The organism is Dactylosporangium maewongense (assembly GCF_039531485.1).
In the GTDB taxonomy this organism is placed as follows: domain Bacteria; phylum Actinomycetota; class Actinomycetes; order Mycobacteriales; family Micromonosporaceae; genus Dactylosporangium; species Dactylosporangium maewongense.
Map to the genome: position 1 here is coordinate 59,782 of NZ_BAAAQD010000028.1, position 22,926 is coordinate 82,707.

The following is a 22,926-nucleotide window of genomic DNA, read 5'->3' on the forward strand; positions in this document are numbered from 1 at the left end:
TCCGTGGACGACGACGCCGAGCTGGCCGAGCACGCCGCCATCGGGCGGCAGGTGGGGCGGTTCATCCGCCTCTCCGAGCGCTTGTTCGCCACGCTCAAGTGGAGTGACGCGGGCCGTGGGCTGGAGCGCCCCGCGTACGTGCTGCTGAGCCGGATCGCGGTCGACGGGCCGTTCCGGTTGTCGGCGCTCGCCACCGAGGTCGCGCTGGACCTGTCCACGGTCAGCCGGCAGGTCGCCGCGCTGGAGTCGGCGGGGCTGGTGCGTCGCGCGACGGACCCGACCGACCGCCGCGCCAGCCTGGTGGAGGTCACCGACCTCGGCCGTGACGTGTTCGCGGAGAACAAGGCCCGTTGGCTCGCCATGTGGCAGGAGCTGCTCGCCGGGTGGACGCCCGAGGAGCGGCAGATCTTCGCCGCCCTTTTCACGCAACTGAACCAGACGCTGGCCGAGAAGCTGCCAGGAACAAGCTCCGAAAGGGACGCTCGATGACCACCGTCGCGCCGCCGGAACAGGCCCGGCCGCAACTCGCCCATCGGCAGATCATGCTGCTGATGGGCGGTCTCATGACCGGGATGCTGCTGGCCGCGCTCGACCAGACCATCGTGGGCACCGCGTTGCCGACCATCGTCGGTGACCTCGGCGGACTCGACCACTACTCGTGGGTCGTGACCGCGTACCTGCTCGCCTCGACCGCGTCGACCCCGCTGTACGGCAAGATCAGCGACCTGTACGGCCGCCGCCCGGTCCTGCTGTTCGCGATCTCGACGTTCCTGGTCGGCTCGCTGCTCGCCGGCCTGTCGCAGGACATGACCCAGCTGATCGCCACGCGCGCCCTGCAGGGCATCGGCGCCGGCGGTCTCATGACGCTCGCGTTCACCATCGTGTCCGACGTCGTCGCGCCGCGGGAGCGCGCCCGGTACCAGGGGCTCTTCGGTGCCGTGTTCGGCATCTCCTCGGTGGCCGGCCCGCTCGTCGGCGGCTACTTCGCCGAGACGGACTGGCGCTGGATCTTCTACATCAACGTGCCGCTGGGCGTGTTCGCGCTGTTCGTGTGCAGCCGGGTGCTGCGCCTCGTCCCGCACGTCCGGCGGGACCACAAGATCGACTACCTGGGCGCCACGCTCATGGTCGCGGCGGTCAGCGCCTGGCTGCTCGCGCTGTCGTGGGGCGGCAACGAGTACGCGTGGGGCTCGCCCACCATCCTCGGGCTGCTGGCCGGCGGTGCGGTGCTGACCGCGCTGTTCATCGTCGCCGAGGGCCGCGCCGAGGAGCCGATCCTGCCGCTGCGCCTGTTCAAGCGGGCGACGTTCTCCCTCGCCAACACCGCGACCTTCATCCTCGGGTTCGCGATGTTCGGCTCGATCATCTACGTCCCGCTGTACCTGCAGATCGTCAAGGGCGCTTCGCCGACGCGCTCGGGCCTGCTGATGCTGCCGATGATGGCGGGCGTCATCGTGACCTCGATCGTCGCCGGGCGGGTCATCAGCGGGATCGGCCGGTACAAGTGGTTCCCGGTCGCCGGCACCGTGATCATGGGCTCGGGGCTGCTGCTGTTCACGACGCTGCAGGTCGACACGCCGCTGTGGCAGGCGTTCATTTACATGACCGTGATCGGCGTCGGCCTCGGCATGGCCATGCAGCCGCTCATCCTCGCCGTGCAGAACGCGCTCGACCTGCGTGACATGGGCGCGGGCACCAGCGCCGCCACGTTCTTCCGGTCGCTGGGCGGCTCGGTCGGCGTCGCCGCGCTCGGCGCGCTGATGAACAACAAGCTGGCGGCGCAGATGAGCGACAGCGGCATGAAGGGCGTGTCGATCAACGCGCCGGCCGAGGTCCGCAAGCTGCCGCCGCAGGTCCTGGAGGCGGTCGAGCACGTGTTCGTCAACGCGCTGCACCCGGTGTTCCTCGCCGCGGCGGTCGTCGCGTTCGTCGGCACGGTGATCACGATCGCGCTGCCGGACAAGCCGCTGCAGGGCGGGGCGCCGCAGCAGACCGACAGCGAGGAAGCCGCGGCCGAGATGGAAGCCAAGGCCGCCGCGTTCTGACACAGGAACCCCGGAGCTACTCACCAGTAGCTCCGGGGTTCCGTTGTGAGCCACCGCACATTAGCGTGCAGTACATGCGCAGCACGATGATGCAGACACCCCTCCTGATCTCCCGAATTCTGCAGCACGGGGCCACCGTCCACGGCGACTCCGAGGTGGTCACCTGGGCCGGCGCCGACGGCAGGCACACGTCATACGCGGAGGTCGGCCGCCAGGCCGCCCGCCTCGCCCACGCCCTCCACGACGACCTCGGGGTCACCGGCGACGAGCGCGTCGGCACCCTCATGTGGAACAACGCCGAGCATCTGATCGCGTACCTGGCGGTGCCGAGCATGGGCGCCGTGCTGCACACGCTCAACCTGCGGCTCTTCCCCGAGCAGCTGATCTACATCGCCAACCACGCCGAGGACCGGGTCGTCATCGTCGACTCGACGCTGATCCCGCTGCTCGCCGGCGTGCTGCCGCACCTGACCACGATCCGCCACATCGTGGTCGTCGGCGACGGCGACGCGTCGAAGCTGAGCAAGGACGGCGTCGAGGTCCACCGCTGGGACGCGCTGCTGGACGGCAAGCCCGACACGTACGACTGGCCCGCCGTCGACGAGCACGACGCCGCCGCGCTCTGCTACACCAGCGGCACCACGGGCAACCCGAAGGGCGTCGCCTACTCGCACCGCTCCATCTACCTCCACTCGATGGAGGTCTGCATGGCGGAGAGCTTCGGGCTCGGGCCGAAGGTGCGCGACCTGTGCATCGTGCCGATGTTCCACGCGATGGCGTGGGGCCTGCCGTACGCGGCGATGATGAGCGGCGCCTCGCTGATCATGCCCGACCGCTTCCTGCAGGCGGCCCCGCTCGCGCAGATGATCGCCACGGAGAAGCCGACGTTCGCCGGCGCCGTGCCGACGATCTTCACCGACCTGCTCGCGTACCTGGACGCCAACCCGACCGACACCTCGTCGCTCAAGGAGGTCGTCATCGGCGGCTCGGCCTGCCCGCCGGCGCTGATGCACGCGTACTCCGAGCGGCACGGCATCGAGGTCATCCACGCCTGGGGCATGACGGAGATGTCGCCGCTCGGCTCCGTCGCCCGGGAGCCCTCCGGCGTCGACGGCGCCGAGGCGTGGGCCTACCGGTACACCCAGGGCAGGCTCCCGGCCGGGGTCGAGGGCCGCATCGTCGGGCCCACCGGCGAGGTCATGCCCAACGACGGCACGGCCGTCGGGGAGCTGCAGGTCCGCGGGCCGTGGATCACCGCGCAGTACATCGGCGAGGACGGCCCAGACCCCGACAAGTTCGAGGACGGCTGGCTGCGTACCGGCGACGTCGGCACCCTCTCGCCCAACGGCTACCTGACGCTCACCGACCGGGCCAAGGACGTGATCAAGTCCGGCGGCGAGTGGATCAGCTCCGTCGACCTGGAGAACGCGCTCATGGCGCACCCCGCCGTGCTCGAGGCGTGCGTCGTCGGCGTGCCGGACGACAAGTGGGGCGAGCGGCCCCTGGCCACGATCGTGCTCAGGGAGGGTGCGAGCGCCGACGCCGGGACGCTGCGCGACTTCCTCGCCGACAAGGTGGCGCGGTGGCAGCTGCCGGAGCGCTGGTCGTTCATCGAGGCGGTGCCGAAGACGAGCGTCGGCAAGTTCGACAAGAAGCGCGTCCGCGCCGACTATGCGGATGGTGGCCTCGAGGTGGTACAGATCAACGGGTGAACCGTACGGCGAAGATCGCGCTTGTCGTCTCCGGCGCCGTCCTCGCCTGCGTGATCGCGGCCTGTGGCGTGGTCCTGGCACTGAGTGACCTGGTGCCGGGACTCGCCGGCTGCGACGAGCTCGACAAGCCCACGAAGACCGGGATCATCACCTCGACGACCCGCATCGAGCAGCAGTGGCCGCAGCTCGCGCCGATCCAGCAGGTCCACTGGCAGGAGCACGAGGCCAGGGCGCGGTCCTGCCCGGAGATCGGGCCGATGGACTACACGATGGACGGGTTCGCGGTGCTGACCGCGGAGCGGGCCCAGGCGCTGCCGGCGACCACGGCGGCGGAGGCTCCGGACGTGCCGGAGGACCTCCGCCCCTTCGCGCCAGCCGGCGCCGCATGGCTGCGGGTCGACGGCACCGACCTGCTGCTCGACAAGGCCTCCTCGACGGTCTATTTCACCCGCACCACCAGCTAGGCGGACTTCCTCGCCTTCGCTGGGGTGACCTTCTTCGCGGGCGTCGCCTTCTTCGCCGCGGGCGCCTTCTTCGCCGGGGCCCGCTTGATCGGGGTCGCCTCGGCCACGTCGTCGTCCTTCGCGGCGGCGGTCTTCACGGCCTTCTTCGCGGGCGCCGGGGCCGGCTCGCCGCGTGCCGCCTTCGCCCGCTCCACGGACGCCCGCAGCGCCGCCATCAGGTCGACCGCCGCGGCCGGCGCCTCCTCGGTCTCCTCCGGCTGGACGACCTCCCGGCCGGCCACCTTCGCGTCGATGACCTCCTGCAGCGCCTCGCGGTAGTTGTCCGTGTACGTCGACGGGTCGAAGTCCGCGGCCATCGACTCGATCAGGGAGCCGGCCATCGCCAGCTCCGCCGGGCGCGCCGACACGTCCTCGTCGAGGATGTCGAACTTCGCCGCCCGGATCTCGTCGGGCCACAGCATCGTGTTGAGGACCAGCACGTCCTCGCGGACCCGCAGCGTCGCCAGCTGCTCCCGCTGCCGCAGCGCGACCTTGACGATCGCGACCCGCTCCGTGTTGGTGAGCGCGTCGCGCAGCAGCGCGTAGGGCTTCGCGGCCGTCTTGTCCGGCTCCAGGTAGTACGCCTTGTTGTAGAGGATCGGGTCGACCTGCTCGGCCGGCACGAACTCCAGCACCTCGATCGCCCTGCTCGTGGTCAGGGGCAGGTCGGCGAAGTCCTCGTCGGTGAGGATCACCATCTCGCCGCCGCCGAGGTCGTACCCCTTGGCGATGTCGTCATACGCGACCTCCTCGCCGTCGATCGAGCACACCCGCTTGTACTTGATCCGGCCGCCGTCGTCGCGGTGCACCTGGTTGAAGCGGATGTCCTTCTCTTCTGTCGCCGAATACAGCCGGACGGCGATCGACACGAGCCCGAAGGAGACCGCGCCTTTCCAGATCGCGCGCATTAAGGGATCCCTTTCCGCAGCGTGTTGACCTCGGAACACCAGCTTCGCATCGAATCGACCTCCACGCGAGGAAGTCGGCGGCGAACTATCGTGGGGTGATGGGGACCGGGCCGCCCGCACCGATGCTCGCCTCGACCGGCCCGCTTCCGACCGGGCCGGGCTGGTCGTATGAGTTCAAGTGGGACGGCATCCGGGCGATCGCCGTCGTCACCGCCGGCGTCACCCGCCTCTACGCGCGCAGCGGGGTCGAGGTGACCGCCGCCTATCCGGAGCTCGCGGCGATCGGCGAGGGCCTCGACGACACCGTCCTCGACGGCGAGGTCGTCACCATGGACGAGGCCGGCCGGCCGTCCTTCCAGCTGCTGGCCGAGCGGATGCACGTCCGCGAGCCGGCCCGGGCCGCGCGGCTGGCGGTCGCGTTGCCCGTGTCCTACCTGGCGTTCGACGTGCTGAGGGCCGCGGGCAAGGATGTGCTCGCATCGCCGTACACCAGCCGCCGACGCATCCTCGAAGGGCTCGCGCTGGGGGCGCGGGCGGTGATCCCGCCGTGCTTCGACGACGGACCGGCGACCGTCGCCGCCAGCCGCGACAACGCCCTCGAAGGCGTGGTGGCGAAGCGGACCGGCTCGCACTACCACCCCGGCCTCCGCTCGCCGGACTGGGTGAAGGTCAAGCTGGAGGAGAGCTGCGAGTTCGTCGTCGGCGGCTGGCGGCCCGGCAAGCGCGCCCTCGGCGCCCTGCTCGTCGGGGTGCCGGCGGCCGGTGGGCTGCTCGCCTTCAGCGGCCGGGTCGGCGGGGGGATCTCCAACGCGGCCGAGCGCGCCCTGCTGGACGCGCTGCGTGACCTGTCGGTGCCGCAGCCGCCCTTCGCCGGCACCGTGCCCCGCGAGGACGCCCGCGGCGCGACCTGGGTCACGCCGACGCTGGTGGTGGAGGTGAAGTTCAGCCACCGGACGCGCGACGGGCGGCTCCGCTTCCCGCGCTTCCTGCGCCTGCGGCCGGACCTCACGCCCGCGGACGTCGCTTCCTCCTCGGGCGGCGTCGATGCCTGACAAGGTCCGGGTCGAGGTCGAGGGGCGGCACCTCGACCTGACCAACCTCGACAAGGTCCTGTACCCGCAGGTCGGCTACACCAAGGGCGAGATCATCGACTACTACACCCGCATCGCGCCGGTCCTCCTGCCGCACCTCGCCGGCCGGCCCCTGACCCGTATCCGCTACCCCAACGGGGTCGACGGCATCAGCTTCTTCGAGAAGAACGCGCCGGCCGGCACGCCCGACTGGGTCCGCACCGTCCGGCTGCCGGTGCCCGGCTCCAGCCGTGGCCGCGAGACCATCGACTTCATCGTCGTCGAGGAGCTGGCCACGCTGGTCTGGCTGGCGAACCTCGCCGCGCTCGAGCTGCACACCCCGCAGTGGCGCGTCGCCGCCGACGGCTCGCCGCTCAACCCCGACCTGCTGGTCATCGACCTCGACCCCGGCCCGCCGGCCACGCTCGCCGACTGTTACGAGGTGGCCCTGCTGGTCCGGGACCGGCTCGCCGCCGACGGCCTGGAGCCCGCCGCCAAGACCTCCGGCCGCAAGGGCATGCAGCTGACCGCCGAGCTGTCCGGCGAGGAGACCGCCGACGAGATCAGCGCGTACGTCAAGGACGTCGCCGAGGAGCTCGCCCGCCTCCGGCCCGACCTGATCGTGGCCAGGATGGCGAAGCAGCTCCGCCCGGGGAAGGTCTTCATCGACTGGAGTCAGAACAACGCCTTCAAGACGACGGTCGCGCCGTTCTCGTTGCGCGCGGGTGCCCTGCCGACGGTGTCGGCCCCGCTGACCTGGGACGAGGTCGCCGAGGGCACGCTGACCATCGCCGACCTCACCCCTTCCGTCGTGCTGGACCGCGCCACCGCCGGGCCGTGACCCGGTGCGGTGCCGGCGCGCCGCCGACACCGCACCGGATCGTGCCGGCGCCGCCGGCGCCGCCGGTGCCGCGGGATCGTGGCGGCGGGCCTGGTGGCTCAGCGGCGCAAGGCTTCCAGGAGGCGGTCGATGTGGGCTTCCGTGGTGCCGAGGCCGAAGCTGGCCCGCACCGCCTGGGGCGGCACCGGCGCCGACGGGGCGATCCTGGCCGTCGCCTCCGAGAGCAGCCGCCGGGTCAGCGGATGCGCGCAGAACAGCCCCGTCCGCACCCCGATCCCGTGGTCCCGGCCGAGCGTCGTGGCCAGCGCGCCGGGGTCCTCGCCCAGCACCGCGAACGACACGATGCCGACCCGCTCCGCGTCCGCCTCGAACAGCCGCAGCTCCTCCACGTGCGGCAGCCGCGCCAGGCCCGCCCGCAACCGTGCCACCAGGGCCCGCTCCGCGGAGTGGTCGGCGGCGGCGAGCGCCCGGCACGCGGCCGCGATCGCGACGGCGCCGAGCAGGTTGGGCGTGCCGGCCTCGTGCCGCGCCGGCCCGGTCGCCCACCGGACGTCGAGGTCGTCGCCGACGCTGGCGCTCGCGCCGCCCCCGGCCAGGTACGGCTCGGCGGCGTCCAGCCAGTCCGCCCGCCCGGCCAGCACCCCGGCCCCGAACGGCGCGTAGAGCTTGTGCCCGGAGAACGCCACGTAGTCGGCGCCCAGCGCGGTCAGGTCGACCGGGGCGTGCGGGGCGAGCTGCGCCGCGTCGACCGCCAGCCGGGCCCCGTAGCGGTGCGCCACCTCGGCGAGCGCCGCCACCGGCCACACCTCGCCGGTCACGTTGCTCGCCGCCGTGACGCTGACCAGGCCGCACGGCTGCCGGCGCAGCGCCCACTCCAGCAACTCCACCGCCTCCTGCGGCGAGCGCGGCGCGTCCAGGTGGAGGCTCTGCTGCCACGGCAGCAGGTTGGCGTGGTGCTCCCCGTCGAACGTGAGCACCGTCGTGCCCTCGGGCACCGCCCTGGCCAGCAGGTTCAGGGCGTCGGTGGTGTTGCGGGTGAAGACGACCGTGTCGCCGTCGCGGCAGCCGACGAAGTCCGCGACGGTCTCTCTGGCCTGCTCGTACTCCCGCGTGCACCGCTCCGAGAGCGCGCCGGCGCCGCGGTGGACGCTGCCGTAGAACGGCAGGAGCTCGGCGACCGCGTCGGCGACCGCCCGCAGGCACGGGGCGGTCGCGGCGATGTCGAGGTTGGCGAAGTCGACGCTGCGGCCGTCGCGCAGCTTCACGTCACCGGGGGACAGGATCGTGGACATGGCAGAGTCCTCCGCTCGCGCTTGCCCGGACACACCGCGTGCCGGACCGTGTCATCACCCGGGGCACCCCGCCGCGAACGCGAGGGTTGCCGGCCAGCAAGCCGGGGCTTCAGCGCTGGCACTCATGACCTGGTCTCACCGTAGCGCGGATATGGTTGGCCCATGACCGATCTCCCGCCGACTGGGACGCCTCAGGATCCGGGTAACCGTGACGCCACCTTGTTGCCGTCGTCGGGTGATGTACGACCAGCGGCCGCCTCTGCCGCGCCCGAGGAACGGTCACCCTGGGCAGCTCCGATCCCCGTACCTGCCCCGTCGAGCGGCGGTCCGGTCCCGTCCAGCGGCGGTCCGGTCGCCCTGGACAAGGGGCCCGACGCATCGGCCGGTGCTTCAGGCGGAGCTACAGGCGGCACTTTTGGTGGTGCGGCCGGCCCGGCCGCCGGCTTGGCCGCGCCGCAGGGGTGGGACGCGGCCGGCGGCGACGTCGTGCCCAACGTGACGGAGGCCGCCGCCCCCGACACCGGCGAGCAGCGCTACCCGACCGCGGCCCTCGCCCTGGCCGCCGCGCCGCCCGCCAAGCGCTCCGACCGCCGCCGCCTCTGGACGCTCATCGGCGTCATGGGCGGCATCGCGGCGTGCGGCGTCGCGCTGCTGGCGTTCTTCGGCTTCAGCGGCGGATGGACCGCCCTCGTCATCGGCGTCGGCGCGGCCGTCATCCCGGTGCCGCTGCTGGTCTCCTGTTTCCTGTGGCTCGACCGGTACGAGCCGGAGCCCGTCCGCTATCTCGTCTTCGTCTTCGGCTGGGGCGCGTGCGTGGCCACCGGCGTGGCGCTCGTGGTCAACACCGCCGGCGGGGTCCTCGCCGACAAGCTCGGCCTGTCGGACGCGATCGTGGCGGTCGTGGTCGCGCCGTTCATCGAGGAGAGCATGAAGGCCCTCGGGCCGGTCCTGCTGCTGTGGCGCCGCCCCCGGGCGTTCTCCGGCCTGATCGACGGCATCGTCTACTGCGGGCTGTCCGCGACCGGGTTCGCGATGGTGGAGAACATCCTGTACCTCGGGTACAAGGGCTACGCCGACACCGCCGAGCAGGGCGGCGCGGTGAAGGGCGCGGCGGCACTCGTCGGCATCTTCATCGTGCGCATCCTGATGACCGGGTTCGCGCACCCGCTCTTCACGTCGATGACCGCGATCGGGCTCGGCACCGCGTCGCGCAGCTCGACGAAGGCGGTCAAGTGGCTCGCACCCCTCGCCGGCCTGCTGCTCGCGATGCTGCTGCACGGCTCGTGGAACCTCATGTCGGTGATCGCCGCCGCGAAGCCGATCATCCTGCTGTACGGCTACTTCTCCGTCATGATGCCGATCTTCCTCTGCATGGTCGGCTTCGCGCTGTGGCAGCGCGCGGCCGAGGGCAGGCTGACCGAGCGGATGCTCACCGAGTACGCGCGGGCCGGCTGGTTCTCCCCGCCGGAGGTGGCGTCGCTCGGCACGCTCGGCAGGCGGCTGTCCGCCCGCCGGTGGGCCAAGCGGGTCGCCGGAGACCCGGGTGCCAAGGCGATGAAAGCCTTCCAGTTCGACGCGACGAAGCTCGCCCTGCTCCGCGACGGCATGCGCCGCGGCCTGGACAACACGCCGGCCCGCCGGATGGAGGCGCTGGCCGAGGAACGCCAGCTGCTGACGGCGCTCGCCGCCTACCGGCAGGTCTTCGTCGGGCGCGATCCGCAGGCACCCATGGCGGTGTGGGACGGCAGCAGGTACCACATCACCTTCCCGGACGGGATGGTCCGGGTGCTCGCCGCTCCGCCCACCCCGGTCGTGCCCGTCCCGGTCGTCGTGCCGCCGCCTCCGCCCCCGCCGCCGATGTACGCCGGATACCCCTACCCCTACACCTACAGATAGAGCCCCGTCGAGTCCGGCTCGACCCGCCGCGCCGCGACGGCGTGCACGTCCCGCTCGCGCAGCAGCACGTAGTCGCGGCCCTGCAGCTCCACCTCGGAGCGGTCCTCCGGGTCGAACAGCACCCTGTCGCCGGCCACGATCGACCGTACGTTGGGCCCCACCCCGACGGCCGTGGCCCACGACAGGCGCCGCCCCACCGACGCCGTGGCCGGGATCACGATGCCGGACGCGTGCCGGCGCTCGCCCTCGGCCCCTTCGAGCCGGACGAGGACCCGGTCGTGCAGCAACCGGATCGGCAGGCCCCCTTCCACATCGGACACGACGTGCGGGGTGGTGGCCGGCGGGTAACCGGCGGCTGGCTGGGCTGTCACGGTTGCGACGCTACCGCCTGGGTACGTGCGATCGCCGCGGGACCCGGACTACGGTGAAGCGTCCGGTCGGTTCGCAGGCAGTCACAGGGGGTTTCGTGGGCCGGTTCGATCAGGTGCGCGCCAATCTCCGGCGGGCGTACGAGCAGCGTCTCGAAAACGCCCGCCTCGAACGCGAGGCGATCGCCGCGGTAGTGGCTGAGGCTGAGGTGCCGCCGCCTCCACCGCCGGCCGAGCCCGACGTGATCCACTCGTCGACGATGAGCCGCGACGACGCCGAGATCCCGCGTGGCCTGCGGCTCGCCGCCGCCTGGTCGTGGCGCCTGCTGGTCCTCGTGGCGGCCCTCGCGGTCCTGCTCTGGCTGGTCAGCCGGCTCGACACGGTGCTCATCCCGCTGAGCATCGCCCTGCTGCTGTCCGCCCTGCTCGCGCCGATGATGGAGTTCCTGCGCCGCCGCGTGAAGCTCCCGCCGTCCCTGGCCGCGTTCCTGGTGCTCGTCACCGGCCTCGCCGCCGTCGCGGGCGTGCTCACGCTGGTCGTCAGCGAGTTCGTCGACGGCTTCCCCAACCTGGCCGACAAGGCCTCGGCCGGCGTCAACCAGATCCAGGACTGGCTCACCACCGGCCCGCTGCACCTCAACGGCAGCCAGCTCGACGCCACCTTCGACGCCGCCACCAACTGGCTCAAGGACAACCGCGGCAGCCTCACCGACAGCGCCGTCTCCACCGCCACCGCCACCATCGAGTTCTTCGCGCTGCTCCTGCTGGTGCTCTTCGTCACGTTCTTCTTCATGCGCGACGGTCACCGCATCTGGCTCTTCCTCACCGGCGTCCTGCCCACCCCCGCCCGCGACCCCATCCGCCGCGCCGGCGAGGCCGCCTGGCGCACCCTGGTCGCCTACGTCCGCGCGACGGTGCTGGTCGCCTTCATCGACGCCCTCGGCATCGGCCTGCTCCTGGTCATCATCGACGTGGACTTCTGGTTCCCCCTGGCGACAATGGTGTTCCTGGCCGCCTTCGTCCCCATCGTCGGCGCCACCGTCTCAGGCGCCGTGGCCGTCCTCGTCGCCCTCGTCGACGAAGGCCCGATCAGCGCCCTGGTCGTCCTCATCGGCGTCATCGCCGTCCAACAACTCGAAGGCCACGTCCTCCAGCCCCTCATCATGGGCCGCGCCGTCTCCGTCCACCCCTTGGCCGTCATCGTCGCCATCTCCACCGGCGTCGTCCTGGCCGGCATCATCGGCGCCCTGGTAGCCGTCCCCCTGGTAGCCGTCCTCAACACCGGCATCCGCCACCTGGTCCAACACCGCCACGAACCACCCCCCGACTCGGTCATCATCTCCGCGGATTGACCCTGCTCGTGCCACCGGCCAGGCCTGCCCTTCGAACCAGGCCGGCGCACCAACGAGGTGGCAGCACTCCGCCCACAGCGAGGTGGCGCCGGTCGACGTGGTGATCGAAGTCCAGCCCTGGCCGCGCCGGCAGCCAGCCCTGTCCTTGGATCAAGCCAGCCACAGGAGAAGGGCACTGCAAGCACGGTGCCGCTGGACTCGGCCCTGGGAGGCGGTGGGGAGGGCGCCGTGCCGTCGGCTGGGGTTGCTGGGCATGGCTGGCTGTGGGCTGGCGGTGAGTGAAGTCGGTGCGGTCCGCGAGGAGGTCGGGGGCGGAGCAGACGGTCAGAAAGGCGGACGGAGTTGTGGGGACTGGCGACCCACGAAGTCGGCGCGGTCCGAGTGGGGGTCAGGGCCGAAGCGGGCCGTCAGGCGGCGGATGGCGACCGTTCCGATCGGCGCTGTGTCGGTCGGCACGGCGCGGCGCCGGCCGGTGGCGGGCTGAGGTGCGGTGGGCGGTGTCGCTGGACCAGGCCAGCACGTCGACCGGGGCAGTGGTGTTGGCCAGTGGTGGGTGTCGTGCGGTGGGCTGGGTCTGTTGGGCGCGGCTGGTGTGTCGAGGGGCGTGGCGGCAGCGGCGATGGTAGGACGGCAGCCGGCGGCCACGTGGGCTGATCCAGGATGCGAGGCAGGTCCGGCGGGGCGGCGGACGTGACCGCTGTCGGGAGTCTGGCGGTGGGACTGGTTGTGGGGCTGGCGGCCTACGACGGCGGTCCGGTCCCAGCGCTGATCAGGCCTGGAGCGGCGGTCAGGCGGCGGAGGGCGATCGTTCGATCGGCGCTGTGTCGGTCGGCACGGCAGTGCTGGCCAGTGGTGGGTGTCGTGCAACGGACTGGGTTGTTGGGCTCGGCTGGTGTGTCGAGCGGTGCGGCGGCAGCGGCCACGGTTGGACGGTAGCCGGCGGGGACGTAGGCCGATCCGGGATGCGAGGCAGGTCCGGCGCGATGGCGGACGTGACTGCCGTCGGTGCGGCGTGGGCTGGCGACCGGCGAAGGCGGTGCGGTCCGCGTGGGGGCAGGGGCGGAGTGGTCGGTCAGGTGGCGGTCGGGCGGCAGGGGCAGGTCAGGTCCGGTGGTGGCCGATGTGACCGCCGTCGGGGTGGTGGGACTGGCGAAGGGCGCGGTCCGCGAGAGGGCGGGGGCGGAGTGGGCGGTCAGATGGTGGACGGGGCGGCAGGGCAGGTTCGGTGCGGTGGCGGACGTGACCGCTGTCAGCGCTGGGTGGGACTGGCGAAGGGGTGCGGTCCGCGAGGGGGGAGCGGGCGCGTCAGGTGGTGGACAGGCGGCGGAGGGCGGCGCGGACGACGTCGGGCTTTGTGGTGTACCAGAACGGGGGGAGGGAGGCGCGCAGGTAAGGGCCGTAGCCGCGGGCCGTCTCCAGGCGGGAGTCGAGGACGGCGACGACGCCCTTGTCGGTGCGGGCTCGGATCAGGCGGCCGACGCCCTGTGCCAGGCGGACCGCGGCGATCGGGACGCTGACGGCGGCGAAGCCCGAGCCGCCGGCGGAGTCGACGGCGGCGGAGCGGGCGGCGGCGAGGGGCTCGTCGGGGCGGGGGAAGGGGAGGCGGTCGATGATGACGAGCTGGCAGGCGTCGCCCGGCACGTCGACGCCCTGCCAGAGGGACATGACGCCGAGCAGGCAGCTGTTGCGGTCGGTGCGGAACTTGCGGACGAGGATCGGCAGTGCCTCCTCGCCCTGCAGAAGGATCGTGATGCCGGGGGCGCGGGCGCGGAGGACCTCGGCGGCGCGCTCGGCGGCCTTGCGGGAGGAGAAGAGGCCGAGGGCGCGGCCGCCCAGGGACTGGACGAGCTCGACCATCTCGTCGGCCGCCGGCTCGGACAGGCCGGAGGTCTGCGGGCGGGGCAGGTGGGCGGCGACATAGAGGATGCCCTGCTTGGCATAGTCGAACGGGGAGCCCACATCGAGCGAGCTCCACGCCAGGTCGGCCTCGTCGCGGGCGGCGGAGGCGCGCATGACCGCGTCGCGAGCGGCGGCCCCCGGCGACGAAGGCTGAGCCGGGACCGGCGCCGGGGCCGTGACAGGCAGGCCGAGCGAGCGGGCCACGGTGTCGAACTGCCCGCCGAGCGCCAGGGTGGCCGAGGTCGCGACGACGGTGCGCTCGTGGAACAGGTGCGTGTTGAGCGTGCCGGCGACCGAGAGAGGGGCGACGACCACGGCGCGGCGGCCGCGGTCGTCGCGCTCGATCCAGGTCACGTCGTGCTCGGCGTCGGAGAGGATGCGCTGGGCGATCTTGGTGAGGTCGGCGACCATGGTCTTGGCCTGCTGCTTGCGGACGGGGTCGGCGTCGTCGGCCTTGACCTCGCCGATCGCGTCGATCGCCTTGCGGCCGCCGCCGTCGAGGAGCGTGAGCGCCTCGCCGAGGGTGGTGGGCAGGCCGTCGGTGATGCGGCCCGCGGGGGCGTCGGCGAGCGCGACGGTGAGCGTGTCGCCGGCCTCCATGAGCCGGTCGGCGACGTCGTCGTCGACATAGGGGCGGCAGCGGCGGGCGGCGCGCTCCAGCAGCTCGGGGGTCAGCTCGGCCTGCGAGGCGGAGCTGACCCGGTCGGCGAGCTCGTGCGCCTCGTCGACGACGAGGAGCTTGTGCGGCGGGATGATCATGCGGCCGCTGAGCATGTCGACGGCGAGGAGGCTGTGGTTGGTGACGACGATGTCGGCCTCGCGGGCACGGGCGCGGGAGGCCTCGGCGAAGCACTCCGACCCATAGGGGCAGCGGGCCGCCCCGACGCACTCGCGGGCGGGCATCGAGACCAGCTTCCATGCGGAGTCGTCGACGCCCGGGTCGAGCTCGTCGCGGTCGCCGGTCTCGGTCTCCATCGCCCAGTCGCGGAGGCGCTCGATGTGCTTGCCGATCCGCCCCGCCTCGCCGAGCCAGCGGGTCGGCCGGGCCTCGCCGACGTCGAAGAGCGCGTCGTCGGGCTCGTCGGCGGAGGTGCCCTCCAGCCGCGCCAGGCAGACATAGTGGTGCCGGCCCTTGAGCACGGCGAAGGTCGGGCGCCGGCGCAGCAGCGGCTCCACCGCGTCGGCGAGCCGGGGCAGGTCGTGGTCGACGAGCTGCGACTGCAGCGCGAGGGTAGCGGTGGACACCACGACGGGGCCGTCGACCAGCAGGGACGGCACGAGATAGGCCAGGGACTTGCCGGTGCCGGTGCCGGCCTGGACGAGCAGGTGCTCCTCACTCGAGGCGGCCGCGGCGATCGCCTCGGCCATCTGCTGCTGCCCGGGCCGCTCCATGCCGCCGGGCACGGCACCGACGGCAGCGGAAAGCAGATCAGCGGTCGCAAGCGTGGCAGTCACGACCAAGAAGCTACCGCCTCGGTACGACAGAAACCCGCGGGCACCAACACGATCAGTACTGTGGGCGCATGCCAAAGGTGGTCTACCGCAAATTCGACGGTTCACTGCACTGGAACTACGAGACCAGGATCCTCGGCGAGGACGACCACGGCATCTGGGTCGGCGCCGACACCGGCACGATCGTGCACCGCGGACCGACGAGGACCGGCCCGGTCGAGGCGCCGCACGTGCTGCTCTTCCCGCGCCAGGCCTGGTGGACCGCGTGCTTCAACGCGGCACCGCACCGCACCGAGATCTACTGCGACATCACCACCGTCCCCCATTGGGTGGAGGAGACGGAGGTCACAATGATCGACCTGGACCTCGACGTCCGGCGCCGGCGCACGGGCGCGGTCGAGCTGCTCGACGAGGACGAGTTCGCCGCGCACCAGGTCAGGTACGCCTACCCGGCCGACGTGATCGCCGAGGCGCAGGCCAGTGCCGATTGGCTCTTCGGCGCCGTCTCGCAGCGCATCGAGCCGTTCGGCGACAAGTACCGCGAATGGCTAGATCTCGTCCAGTGACAGCTTCGCGGGGTTGAGCTGGTTGTAGAGCCCGGTGATGAGCCCCGACGGGCTGATCCCGAAGCCGGCGACCGCGGCGGCCCCGTCGAAGTGCACCACCAACCCCAGGTCGCCGTTGACCAGCGCGACCTCGATCGACACATCGGCGGTGCGGCGGTACAGGCCCAGCACGAAGCGGGCCACGTCGGACGCCCCGAGAATCGGCCGCCGGGCCGCGGACACGACGCCGCCGCCGTCGCCGAAGGCGACCACGTCCGGGGCGAGCAGCTTGAGCAGCGCCTCGATGTCCCCGCCGGCCGCCGCCGCGGTGAAGGCGGTCAGCACCGAAGCCTGCAGCGCCCGGTCCGTCGTGTGGCGGCGTTCGCCGTCGGTGACCGCACGGCGGGCGCGGGAGGCCAGCTGCCTTGCGTTCTCGGGTGTTGTACCGAGGGTCGCCGCCACCTCCGCGAACGGCACCGCGAACACGTCGTGCAGCACGAACGCCACCCGCTGCTCGGGGGTCAGGGAGTCGAGCACCAGCAGCAGCGCCATGCTCACGCTGTCCCGGAACGACACCCGCTCGCCCGGGTCCACCTGCGACGGGTCGGGGAGACGCTCCACCAGCGGTTCAGGCAGCCACGGCCCCACGTACGCCTCCCGGCGCACCTTCGCGGCCCGCAGCTGGTCGAGGCACAGCCGTCCGGTGACGGTGGTCAGCCAGGCCCGCAGGTCGGTGACCCCGGAGGTGTCCGCCCCGGCGTACCGCAGCCAGGCGTCCTGCACGACGTCCTCGGCATCGGCCCGGCTGCCGAGCATCCGGTACGCCACGCCGAAGAGATGGTCACGGTGCGCGCTGAACTGATCCACCACGACACCCATTCAAGCAGGGCGTTTCCGACCCGGGCGATATGCGTGTTACATACCATTTAGGGATGAGCAATGGTCTGGCCACGGTCGCCAGCGGCATGGTAGGCCTCGCGGCGATGGGCGCACTGGCCGCGGCGCGGGCGCGGCGCGGCCGGCCGTACCTCGCCGACGGCCTTCTCGTGGCGGTCGACGGCCCCGCCGACCCCGTCGCGGCCGCCGTCCGCGCCGGCTTCGCGGGCGTCGAGGTGGCCGTCCGGCTCGACACCGACACCGCGCCGCCGGTCCTGCGCCTGGACTGCGCCATGCCCGACGGCGAGCCGGCGCCGACCTTCGAGCAGGCCGTCCTGGAGCCCCTCGCGGCGCTGGTCGACGAGAGCCCGCTCGGCCGGGTCCACCCGCGCCGCGCCGAGCCGTTCCTGCTGCTCGTCCACGCCGACCCGGAGCCGGGCCCGCCGCCGCGCATGACGGCGCCGCAGCAGCGGGCCGCGCTGCTGCTGCAGGCCGCCCGCCCGGAGTACGAGGCCCTCGACCTCCTCCTGCGCCCGCGCGCCGAGCTGCTCACCACGTTCCTCGGCGGCCGCGTCGTGCCCGGCGCGATCACCGTCGTGCTCACCGGCCCGTACTGGTCCCGCGCCGACCTGCTCGGCGCCTACGAGCGGTTCGCGTTCCTGGAGGGCCGCTTCAGCGACCTGGAGCCCGGCGGCCTGCCCGTCACCGTCGCGCCGCTGGTCACCGAGGCGCTCGGCGCGCGGATCGGCTGGGACCCGCAGGAGGAGTGGCCCGAGTTCCCCGCGGAGGCGCGGCACATCCTGCGGTCGCTGGTCGGCGCCGCGCACGCCGGCGGCCGCCGGATCCGGTTCGTCGGCGTCCCCGAGGAGCCGCGGCACGTTCGCCTGGCGTTCTGGCAGGAACTGCGCGCGGCGGGCGCCGACCTCATCGCCAGCCGTCACAGGGCCCAACTCGCAAGATTTCTCCGCAAACCAGTCGATCGCGAGCGAAAGCATCGGGCCGAGCCTCGGCGGCCTGCCGTACAAGATGAACAAAAGCTGAACGGAAGATGAACTGCACAAGGTCACAGGACTGCGGTTCTGCCGAGGTCGGCGGCGGGATCTAGCATTCCCGCCGAGGACCAACCGGCCCTCGCGGATTTCGTTCACGTCTCGAGGTCAGGCTGTGCGTTTGAGGCTGCGTCCCAGCGACGATTCGTTCTACGACTTCTTCACCCGTGCGGCGGGGAACCTGGTGAAGGGCACGGAGCTGCTCTCCGAGCTCGCGCTTCCCGGCGTCGACGTGATGACGGTCAGCGAGCGGCTGGTCGAGGTCGAGCACGACAGCGACGCGATCACGCACGAGCTCTACAAGAAGATCAACTCCAGCTTCATCACGCCGTTCGACCGGGAGGACATCTACCGGCTCGGATCGCTGCTCGACGACGTGATGGACCACCTCGAGGCGGTCGGCAGCCTGCTGTACCTGTACGGCCTGACCAAGCTGCCGTCGCTGCCCCGCGAACTGCACGAGATCGTCAAGGTCCTCGACCAGCAGGCCCGGCTCACCGCCGAGGCCATGCCGCGGCTGAAGACCATGAAGAACCTCGAGGAGTACTGGGTCGAGTGCAACCGCCTGGAGAACGAGGGCGACAACGCCTACCGCATGCTGCTCGTGCGGCTCTTCTCCGGCGAGTACGACGCGCTCACCGTGCTCAAGATGAAGGAGGTCGTCGACGAGCTCGAGGCCGCGTGCGACGCCTTCGAGCACGTGGCCAACACCGTCGAGACCATCGTCGTCAAGGAGTCGTGACATCAGCGCGCAGCTCATCGCGGTGCTGGCGGTCATCCTCGTGGCACTGGTGTTCGACTACACCAACGGCTTCCACGACGCGGCCAACGCGATCGCGACCTCAGTCTCCACCCGCGCGCTCAGCCCGCGCACGGGTCTGATCATGGCCGCGCTCGGCAACTTCGCCGGCGCGCACCTCGGCGGCCAGGTCGCCAAGACCGTCGGCAGCGGCATCATCCACCCGCCGAGCGGGATGAGCGGCCTCGGCATCGTGTTCGCCGGCGTCGTCGGCGCCATCGTGTGGAACCTCATCACCTGGTACTTCGGGATCCCCTCCTCCTCGTCGCACGCCCTGGTCGGCGGCCTGGTCGGCGCCTCGCTCGGGGCGATGCTCTTCGGCGTCGACGACGCCACCGTCCTGTGGGGCGGCATCGTGGAGAAGGTCGTCATCCCGATGGTGGCCTCGCCGCTGGTCGGCTTCACGCTCGGCGGCGTCGCGATGATCGCCATCATGTGGATCTTCCGGAAGGGCAACCCGCGCAAGCTCAACAAGGGCTTCCGCTACGCGCAGACCGCCTCGGCCGCGGCGATGTCGGTCGGCCACGGCATGCAGGACGCCGCGAAGACCATGGGCATCGTGGTCCTCGCCCTGTACGCCGGCGGTTACCAGGACAACACCAGCCACATCCCCGAGTGGGTGTTCTGGACCTCTTCCACGATGCTGGCGCTCGGCACGTACTCCGGCGGCTGGCGGATCATCCGCACCCTGGGCCGCAAGGTCATCGACCTCGACCCACCGCAGGGCTTCGCCGCCGAGACGGTCGCCTCGGGTGTGCTCTTCACCACCTCGTGGCTGGGCGTGCCGATCTCGACGACCCACACGATCACCTCGGCGATCATGGGCGTCGGCGCGACGAAGCGGCTCTCCGCGGTCCGGTGGAGCGTGGCCGGCAACATCCTGGTCGCCTGGGTCCTCACCTTCCCGGCCGCGGGAGCCATCGCCGTCCTCGCCTACGCGATCTCGCGCTGGATGTTCTGAGCCTCCATAGGCCCTAGGGGCGGCCGTACGTGTCCCGGAGCGGCAGGCGCATCTCGGTGCGCAGGCCGTTCTCGGTGAGCTCGATCGGGTGCCGCGGGTCGAGGCGGTTGGCGGTCGCGGGGTCGCCGTCATGGTCGATGGGCAGCCCGGTCGCCTGCCGTTCGAGGTTGAGCACCGGGTTGCCCAGACCGTCCACATCGCGTCCGCTGGCGCCGTTGTACGGGTGCTCGTCGGCCGTCCCGTGCGTGAAGTCGTACACGTGCGCCAGCTCGTGGAACAGCGTCGACAGCGGCGGGCGGCCGTCCTGCAGGGCACCCCACGCCGGGTTGTAGCGGATCACCGGCCACGGCCCCGGCTCGGCGTAGCCGTTGTCGTCGCCCACCGGCCGGATGGTGATCGGCACCGCGGTCGCCTGCAGCGCGGCCAGCATCTGCCGGCCGGCGGGGGAGGCGGCGAGCAGGTCCAGGTCCGTCCGGACCCGCTCGGCGAACTCCGCGTCGCCGTCGATCCGGATGAACGCGTCCATGGATGTCGCGACCCCGGTCATGTGCTCGACCCCGGCGGCCCGGTCGTCGCCCTGGCCGTAGAGCAGGTCGTCGCCCTCACCGCCGCGCACGGCGTCGGCGCCGGCACCGGAGTAGACGACGTCGTCGCCGGCCCCGCCGGTCAGCGTGTCCTCGCCCTGCCCGCCGGACAGCACGTCCCGGCCGTCGCCGCCGTCGAGGACGTCGTCGCCGGTGCCGCCCTCCAGGTAGTCGCCGCCGGCGCCGCCGGTCAGGACGTCCCGGCCGGAGAGCCCGTAGAGCACGTCCGCGCCCTCGCCGCCGTCGAGCCGGTCGTCGCCCGCGCCGCCGTCGAGGTGGTCGCCGGAGTCGCCGCCGAAGAGCGTGTCGTCGCCGCCGTTGCCGGCCAGCCGGTCCTCGCCGGCGCCGCCGTCGACGGTGTCCGCGCCGGCCCCGGCACTGATCACGTCGTCGCCGTCGCCGCCGAAGAGCAGGTCGTCGCCGTCGCCGCCGTCGACGCGCGCCATGCCGCCGCCGCCCCAGAGCCGGTCGTCCCCGCCGCCGAGCGCGGCCGTCTCGGCCTTCTGGTCGCCGCCCCGCCACGGTCCCAGGCTCACCAGGTCGTCGCCGTCGCCCGCGCGCACCGTGTCCGCTCCCGCGCCGGCGAGCAGCGTGTCGTCGCCGGCGCCGCCCACCAGCGTGTCGTCGCCCGAGCCGCCGAGCACGGTGACCGCGCCGCCGCCCTCCACGCGGACGGTGTCGTCGCCAGACCCGGCCCGCACGACCAGCCGCGCACCCGCCGGCACGCGCACCGGCACCCCGCCGACCAGCACGATCCTGCTGCCGTCGGCCTCGGTGCGCACCGTCACGACGTCGTCGCCGGCGCCGGCGTCCACCACGACGCTGCCGGCCACGATCACGTCGACGGCATGCGACGCCTCGGCCGCGGCCAGCCAGCCCTCGACGCGCCCCGCCGCGATCTCGCTCCAACCGGCCGCCACCGCCGCCCACCGCGGTCGTGCCGATCGAAGCGCGGCGTCGTGCACGACCAGCGCCTGCGCGATCTCCGACCGGATCGTCGCGGCCTCGGTGACGGCCCGCCCGACCGCGGCGGCCTGCACCGGGTCCGCCGGGCTGAACGTGACCCCGTCCAGCCCCCTCCGGTGCGGCACGGCGGCGATCGCCCGCCACGCGTCGTCGAGCAGGTCCTGGCCCCGCCGCAGCAGCGCCGCCATCGCCTCGTACCGGTAGGCGACCTCCGGCGCCAGCCCCGTCACGGCGTCCAGGTCCCGGCCGAGCCGGCCCCGGTGCGACTGGTAGCTGTCGGCCGCGTCGCCCGCCCAGACCAGCCGCCGGGCCGCCGTGTCGAGCGCCGTGCGCGCCGCGTCCGCGTCCCGCCCCACCTGCCGCCACACCACGGCCGCCGCGTCGAGCAGCGCGGGCCGCGCCTCGAGCCGCCACAGGTCGTCGACGGTGACCGCCTCCATGACCAGCCCCGCGTTCGTCATGCCGGCGCTCCGCGGGAACCGCCCATGCGCTGGTCGGCGAGGCGGTCGGCCTCGTGATACGCGAACGCGGTGCGCCACAGGCGCTCGGCGTCGCCCTCCAGGACCGCCACCAGCCCGCTGATCACGGACTGGGCGTCCCGCAGGACCATGGTGCAGGTGCCGTGCAGGGCGGCGCCGCCGCCGAGGTTGCCGAACGCCGTCGCCGGGACCGGCAGGTCGCGGTAGCCGCCGCGGAAGTGGTCGCCCAGGTGCGCGGCCGCGGCCAGGCTCGCGTCGGCCAGGTCGCTCAGCGCGCCGGGATCGGCCCGGATCTCCTTCGCCATATCGCGCACGGTAATGGTGACACGACGAACGGATGACCCCGTTCAGCTCGAGTAGTCAAGACCGACCTTTACCCGTACAACATCCAAAACCGTCAAAATGTCCAGCGTCTCCGACAGCGGGACCAGCGGGCTCTCGGTGCGGCCCTCCCGGATGCAGCGGTGCACCTCAGCGGCCTCGAAGTGGTAGCCGGCACCCTCGAACGGCAGGTCGACCGTCTCGGCCTCGCCGCCGCGCCAGATCGTGAAGCCGGACGGGTGGAAGAACTCGCGGGCCACCTCGATGCGGCCGGTCGTGCCGGTGACGGTCGCCCGGCGGGCGCTGTCGCCGACCAGCGAGCAGGTCAGTGCGGCGAGCGCGCCGGAGTCGTAACCGAGCAGGATGCCGGTGTTCTCGTCGACGCCGCCCGCGCTCATCCGCGCCCACGCCTGCACGCTGGACGGCGCGCCGAGGAACAGGTGCGCGAACGTCACCGGGTAGATCCCGACGTCGAACAGCGCCCCTCCGCCGAGCGCCCGGGACAGCAGCCGGTGCGACTCGTCCCACGGGCCGGCCATGCCGAAGTCGGCGTGCACGGCGGTCGGGTCGCCGATCGCGCCGGCCGCGACGAGCTCGACCATCCGCCGGATGGCGGGGATGCAGCGCATCCACATCGCCTCCATGAGGAACACGCCGCGCTCGCGGGCGGTCGCCACGAGGGCCTCCGACGACGCGACGTCGAGCGTGAGGGGCTTCTCCGTCAGCGTCGCCTTGCCCGCCGCGAGCGACAGCATCGTCGCGTCGTAGTGCGCGGTGTGCGGCGTCGCCACGTAGATCGCGTCGACCTCCGGGTCGTCGACCAGCGCCTGCCAGGAGCCGTGCGCCCGGGGGATCCCGTGCTTGGCCGCGAACCGCTCGGCGCTCTGCGCGGTGCGCGAGCCGACCGCGGCGACCTCCGCGTCGGGCAGCAGGTGCAGGTCTTCGACGAACGTGCTCGCGATGCTGCCGGTGGACAGGATGCCCCAGCGAATGCGGTCGGCCATGGCG

The 22,926-nt window shown here is 72.5% G+C and carries 20 protein-coding genes and 1 riboswitch; of the genes, 12 read left to right on the forward strand and 8 right to left on the reverse strand.

Annotated features, from left to right (window positions below; genetic code table 11):
- Positions 1-3 precede the first annotated feature (3 nt).
- From ABD332_RS47340 to ABD332_RS47355, 4 genes are all read left to right on the forward strand, one after another.
- A complete protein-coding gene (locus ABD332_RS47340) occupies positions 4-489 on the forward strand; it encodes a MarR family winged helix-turn-helix transcriptional regulator (RefSeq protein ID WP_344511456.1) in 486 nt (161 codons plus the stop codon).
- The gene (locus ABD332_RS47345; RefSeq protein ID WP_344511458.1) at positions 486-2,045 is read left to right on the forward strand and encodes an MDR family MFS transporter; all 1,560 of its coding nucleotides are present in this window, start codon (positions 486-488) and stop codon (positions 2,043-2,045) included. The genes ABD332_RS47340 and ABD332_RS47345 overlap by 4 nt, the downstream gene beginning before the upstream one ends.
- 74 nt (positions 2,046-2,119) lie before the next feature.
- Positions 2,120-3,757 carry a fatty acid--CoA ligase gene (locus tag ABD332_RS47350; RefSeq protein ID WP_344511460.1) on the forward strand — a complete coding sequence of 546 codons (1,638 nt, stop codon included), beginning with the start codon at positions 2,120-2,122 and terminating at the stop codon, positions 3,755-3,757.
- Complete coding sequence (locus ABD332_RS47355; protein ID WP_344511462.1) at positions 3,754-4,221, forward strand: hypothetical protein; 468 nt, start codon at positions 3,754-3,756, stop codon at positions 4,219-4,221. Before ABD332_RS47350 ends, ABD332_RS47355 begins: the two co-directional genes overlap by 4 nt.
- Here ABD332_RS47355 and ku read toward each other — a convergent pair.
- Positions 4,218-5,168, reverse strand: coding sequence for a non-homologous end joining protein Ku (gene ku, locus ABD332_RS47360; protein ID WP_344511464.1), 951 nt, complete (start codon positions 5,166-5,168; stop codon positions 4,218-4,220). The two genes, ABD332_RS47355 and ku, sit on opposite strands and share 4 nt — an antisense overlap.
- Before the next feature lie 98 nt (positions 5,169-5,266).
- Between ku and ligD (ABD332_RS47365) the strand changes: the two genes are divergently transcribed.
- Both ligD (ABD332_RS47365) and ligD (ABD332_RS47370) read left to right on the forward strand, forming a co-directional pair.
- Positions 5,267-6,220 (forward strand): non-homologous end-joining DNA ligase, encoded by a 954-nt coding sequence (ligD, locus tag ABD332_RS47365; RefSeq protein ID WP_344511466.1) that lies wholly within the window; start codon positions 5,267-5,269, stop codon positions 6,218-6,220.
- Positions 6,213-7,079: a non-homologous end-joining DNA ligase gene (gene ligD / locus ABD332_RS47370; RefSeq protein WP_344511468.1), complete on the forward strand. Its 867-nt coding sequence runs from the start codon at positions 6,213-6,215 to the stop codon at positions 7,077-7,079. The genes ligD (ABD332_RS47365) and ligD (ABD332_RS47370) overlap by 8 nt, the downstream gene beginning before the upstream one ends.
- Before the next feature lie 98 nt (positions 7,080-7,177).
- On the opposite strand, the gene ABD332_RS47375 is transcribed toward ligD (ABD332_RS47370), so the two are convergent.
- Positions 7,178-8,371: an aminotransferase class V-fold PLP-dependent enzyme gene (locus ABD332_RS47375; RefSeq protein WP_344511470.1), complete on the reverse strand. Its 1,194-nt coding sequence runs from the start codon at positions 8,369-8,371 to the stop codon at positions 7,178-7,180.
- A gap of 12 nt (positions 8,372-8,383) precedes the next feature.
- A riboswitch (SAM riboswitch) is annotated at positions 8,384-8,501 on the reverse strand.
- 314 nt (positions 8,502-8,815) lie between these two features.
- Between ABD332_RS47375 and ABD332_RS47380 the strand changes: the two genes are divergently transcribed.
- The gene (locus ABD332_RS47380) at positions 8,816-10,267 is read left to right on the forward strand and encodes a PrsW family intramembrane metalloprotease (RefSeq protein WP_344511471.1); all 1,452 of its coding nucleotides are present in this window, start codon (positions 8,816-8,818) and stop codon (positions 10,265-10,267) included.
- On the opposite strand, the gene ABD332_RS47385 is transcribed toward ABD332_RS47380, so the two are convergent.
- The gene (locus ABD332_RS47385) at positions 10,258-10,587 is read right to left on the reverse strand and encodes a GroES family chaperonin (RefSeq protein WP_344511622.1); all 330 of its coding nucleotides are present in this window, start codon (positions 10,585-10,587) and stop codon (positions 10,258-10,260) included. The two genes, ABD332_RS47380 and ABD332_RS47385, sit on opposite strands and share 10 nt — an antisense overlap.
- 146 nt (positions 10,588-10,733) lie before the next feature.
- Here ABD332_RS47385 and ABD332_RS47390 point away from each other — a divergent pair, with 146 nt between their 5' ends.
- Positions 10,734-11,987 (forward strand): AI-2E family transporter, encoded by a 1,254-nt coding sequence (locus ABD332_RS47390; RefSeq protein ID WP_344511472.1) that lies wholly within the window; start codon positions 10,734-10,736, stop codon positions 11,985-11,987.
- 1,305 nt (positions 11,988-13,292) lie between these two features.
- Here ABD332_RS47390 and ABD332_RS47395 read toward each other — a convergent pair.
- A complete protein-coding gene (locus ABD332_RS47395) occupies positions 13,293-15,278 on the reverse strand; it encodes an ATP-dependent DNA helicase (RefSeq protein WP_344511624.1) in 1,986 nt (661 codons plus the stop codon).
- Positions 15,279-15,409: 131 nt separating this feature from the next.
- Between ABD332_RS47395 and ABD332_RS47400 the strand changes: the two genes are divergently transcribed.
- Positions 15,410-15,904 carry a DUF402 domain-containing protein gene (locus ABD332_RS47400; protein WP_344511474.1) on the forward strand — a complete coding sequence of 165 codons (495 nt, stop codon included), beginning with the start codon at positions 15,410-15,412 and terminating at the stop codon, positions 15,902-15,904.
- Here the strand turns inward: ABD332_RS47400 and sigJ are convergent.
- Positions 15,887-16,750 carry an RNA polymerase sigma factor SigJ gene (sigJ, locus tag ABD332_RS47405; RefSeq protein ID WP_344511477.1) on the reverse strand — a complete coding sequence of 288 codons (864 nt, stop codon included), beginning with the start codon at positions 16,748-16,750 and terminating at the stop codon, positions 15,887-15,889. The genes ABD332_RS47400 and sigJ overlap by 18 nt on opposite strands.
- Positions 16,751-16,815: 65 nt before the next feature.
- On the opposite strand from sigJ, the gene ABD332_RS47410 reads away from it, so the two are divergent.
- From ABD332_RS47410 to ABD332_RS47420, 3 genes are all read left to right on the forward strand, one after another.
- Positions 16,816-17,811: a PI-PLC domain-containing protein gene (locus tag ABD332_RS47410; RefSeq protein WP_344511479.1), complete on the forward strand. Its 996-nt coding sequence runs from the start codon at positions 16,816-16,818 to the stop codon at positions 17,809-17,811.
- A 112-nt stretch (positions 17,812-17,923) separates the two neighbouring features.
- The gene (locus tag ABD332_RS47415; protein ID WP_344511481.1) at positions 17,924-18,550 is read left to right on the forward strand and encodes a DUF47 domain-containing protein; all 627 of its coding nucleotides are present in this window, start codon (positions 17,924-17,926) and stop codon (positions 18,548-18,550) included.
- 1 nt (position 18,551) lies between these two features.
- A complete protein-coding gene (locus ABD332_RS47420) occupies positions 18,552-19,568 on the forward strand; it encodes an inorganic phosphate transporter (protein ID WP_344511626.1) in 1,017 nt (338 codons plus the stop codon).
- Between the two features lie 13 nt (positions 19,569-19,581).
- Here the strand turns inward: ABD332_RS47420 and ABD332_RS47425 are convergent, their stop codons facing one another.
- The 3 genes from ABD332_RS47425 to ABD332_RS47435 are packed head-to-tail and all read right to left on the reverse strand — an operon-like array spanning position 19,582 to position 22,922.
- Positions 19,582-21,579 carry a M91 family zinc metallopeptidase gene (locus tag ABD332_RS47425; protein ID WP_344511483.1) on the reverse strand — a complete coding sequence of 666 codons (1,998 nt, stop codon included), beginning with the start codon at positions 21,577-21,579 and terminating at the stop codon, positions 19,582-19,584.
- A complete protein-coding gene (locus tag ABD332_RS47430; RefSeq protein ID WP_344511485.1) occupies positions 21,576-21,902 on the reverse strand; it encodes a hypothetical protein in 327 nt (108 codons plus the stop codon). The genes ABD332_RS47425 and ABD332_RS47430 overlap by 4 nt, the downstream gene beginning before the upstream one ends.
- Positions 21,903-21,944: 42 nt before the next feature.
- Positions 21,945-22,922, reverse strand: coding sequence for a Gfo/Idh/MocA family protein (locus tag ABD332_RS47435; RefSeq protein WP_344511487.1), 978 nt, complete (start codon positions 22,920-22,922; stop codon positions 21,945-21,947).
- Positions 22,923-22,926 lie beyond the last annotated feature (4 nt).

Bases quoted from the DNA above. Each gene is read 5' to 3' on its own strand.
- ku (WP_344511464.1), bottom strand. From the start codon at position 5,168: ATGCGCGCGATCTGGAAAGGCGCGGTCTCCTTCGGGCTCGTGTCGATC.
- ABD332_RS47410 (WP_344511479.1), top strand. From the start codon at position 16,816: ATGAGCAATGGTCTGGCCACGGTCGCCAGCGGCATGGTAGGCCTCGCG.
- ABD332_RS47425 (WP_344511483.1), bottom strand. From the start codon at position 21,579: ATGACGAACGCGGGGCTGGTCATGGAGGCGGTCACCGTCGACGACCTG.
- ABD332_RS47345 (WP_344511458.1), top strand. From the start codon at position 486: ATGACCACCGTCGCGCCGCCGGAACAGGCCCGGCCGCAACTCGCCCAT.
- ABD332_RS47435 (WP_344511487.1), bottom strand. From the start codon at position 22,922: ATGGCCGACCGCATTCGCTGGGGCATCCTGTCCACCGGCAGCATCGCG.
- ligD (WP_344511466.1), top strand. From the start codon at position 5,267: ATGGGGACCGGGCCGCCCGCACCGATGCTCGCCTCGACCGGCCCGCTT.
- ABD332_RS47395 (WP_344511624.1), bottom strand. From the start codon at position 15,278: ATGGAGCGGCCCGGGCAGCAGCAGATGGCCGAGGCGATCGCCGCGGCC.
- ABD332_RS47350 (WP_344511460.1), top strand. From the start codon at position 2,120: ATGCGCAGCACGATGATGCAGACACCCCTCCTGATCTCCCGAATTCTG.
- ABD332_RS47375 (WP_344511470.1), bottom strand. From the start codon at position 8,371: ATGTCCACGATCCTGTCCCCCGGTGACGTGAAGCTGCGCGACGGCCGC.
- ABD332_RS47400 (WP_344511474.1), top strand. From the start codon at position 15,410: ATGCCAAAGGTGGTCTACCGCAAATTCGACGGTTCACTGCACTGGAAC.
- ABD332_RS47430 (WP_344511485.1), bottom strand. From the start codon at position 21,902: ATGGCGAAGGAGATCCGGGCCGATCCCGGCGCGCTGAGCGACCTGGCC.
- ligD (WP_344511468.1), top strand. From the start codon at position 6,213: ATGCCTGACAAGGTCCGGGTCGAGGTCGAGGGGCGGCACCTCGACCTG.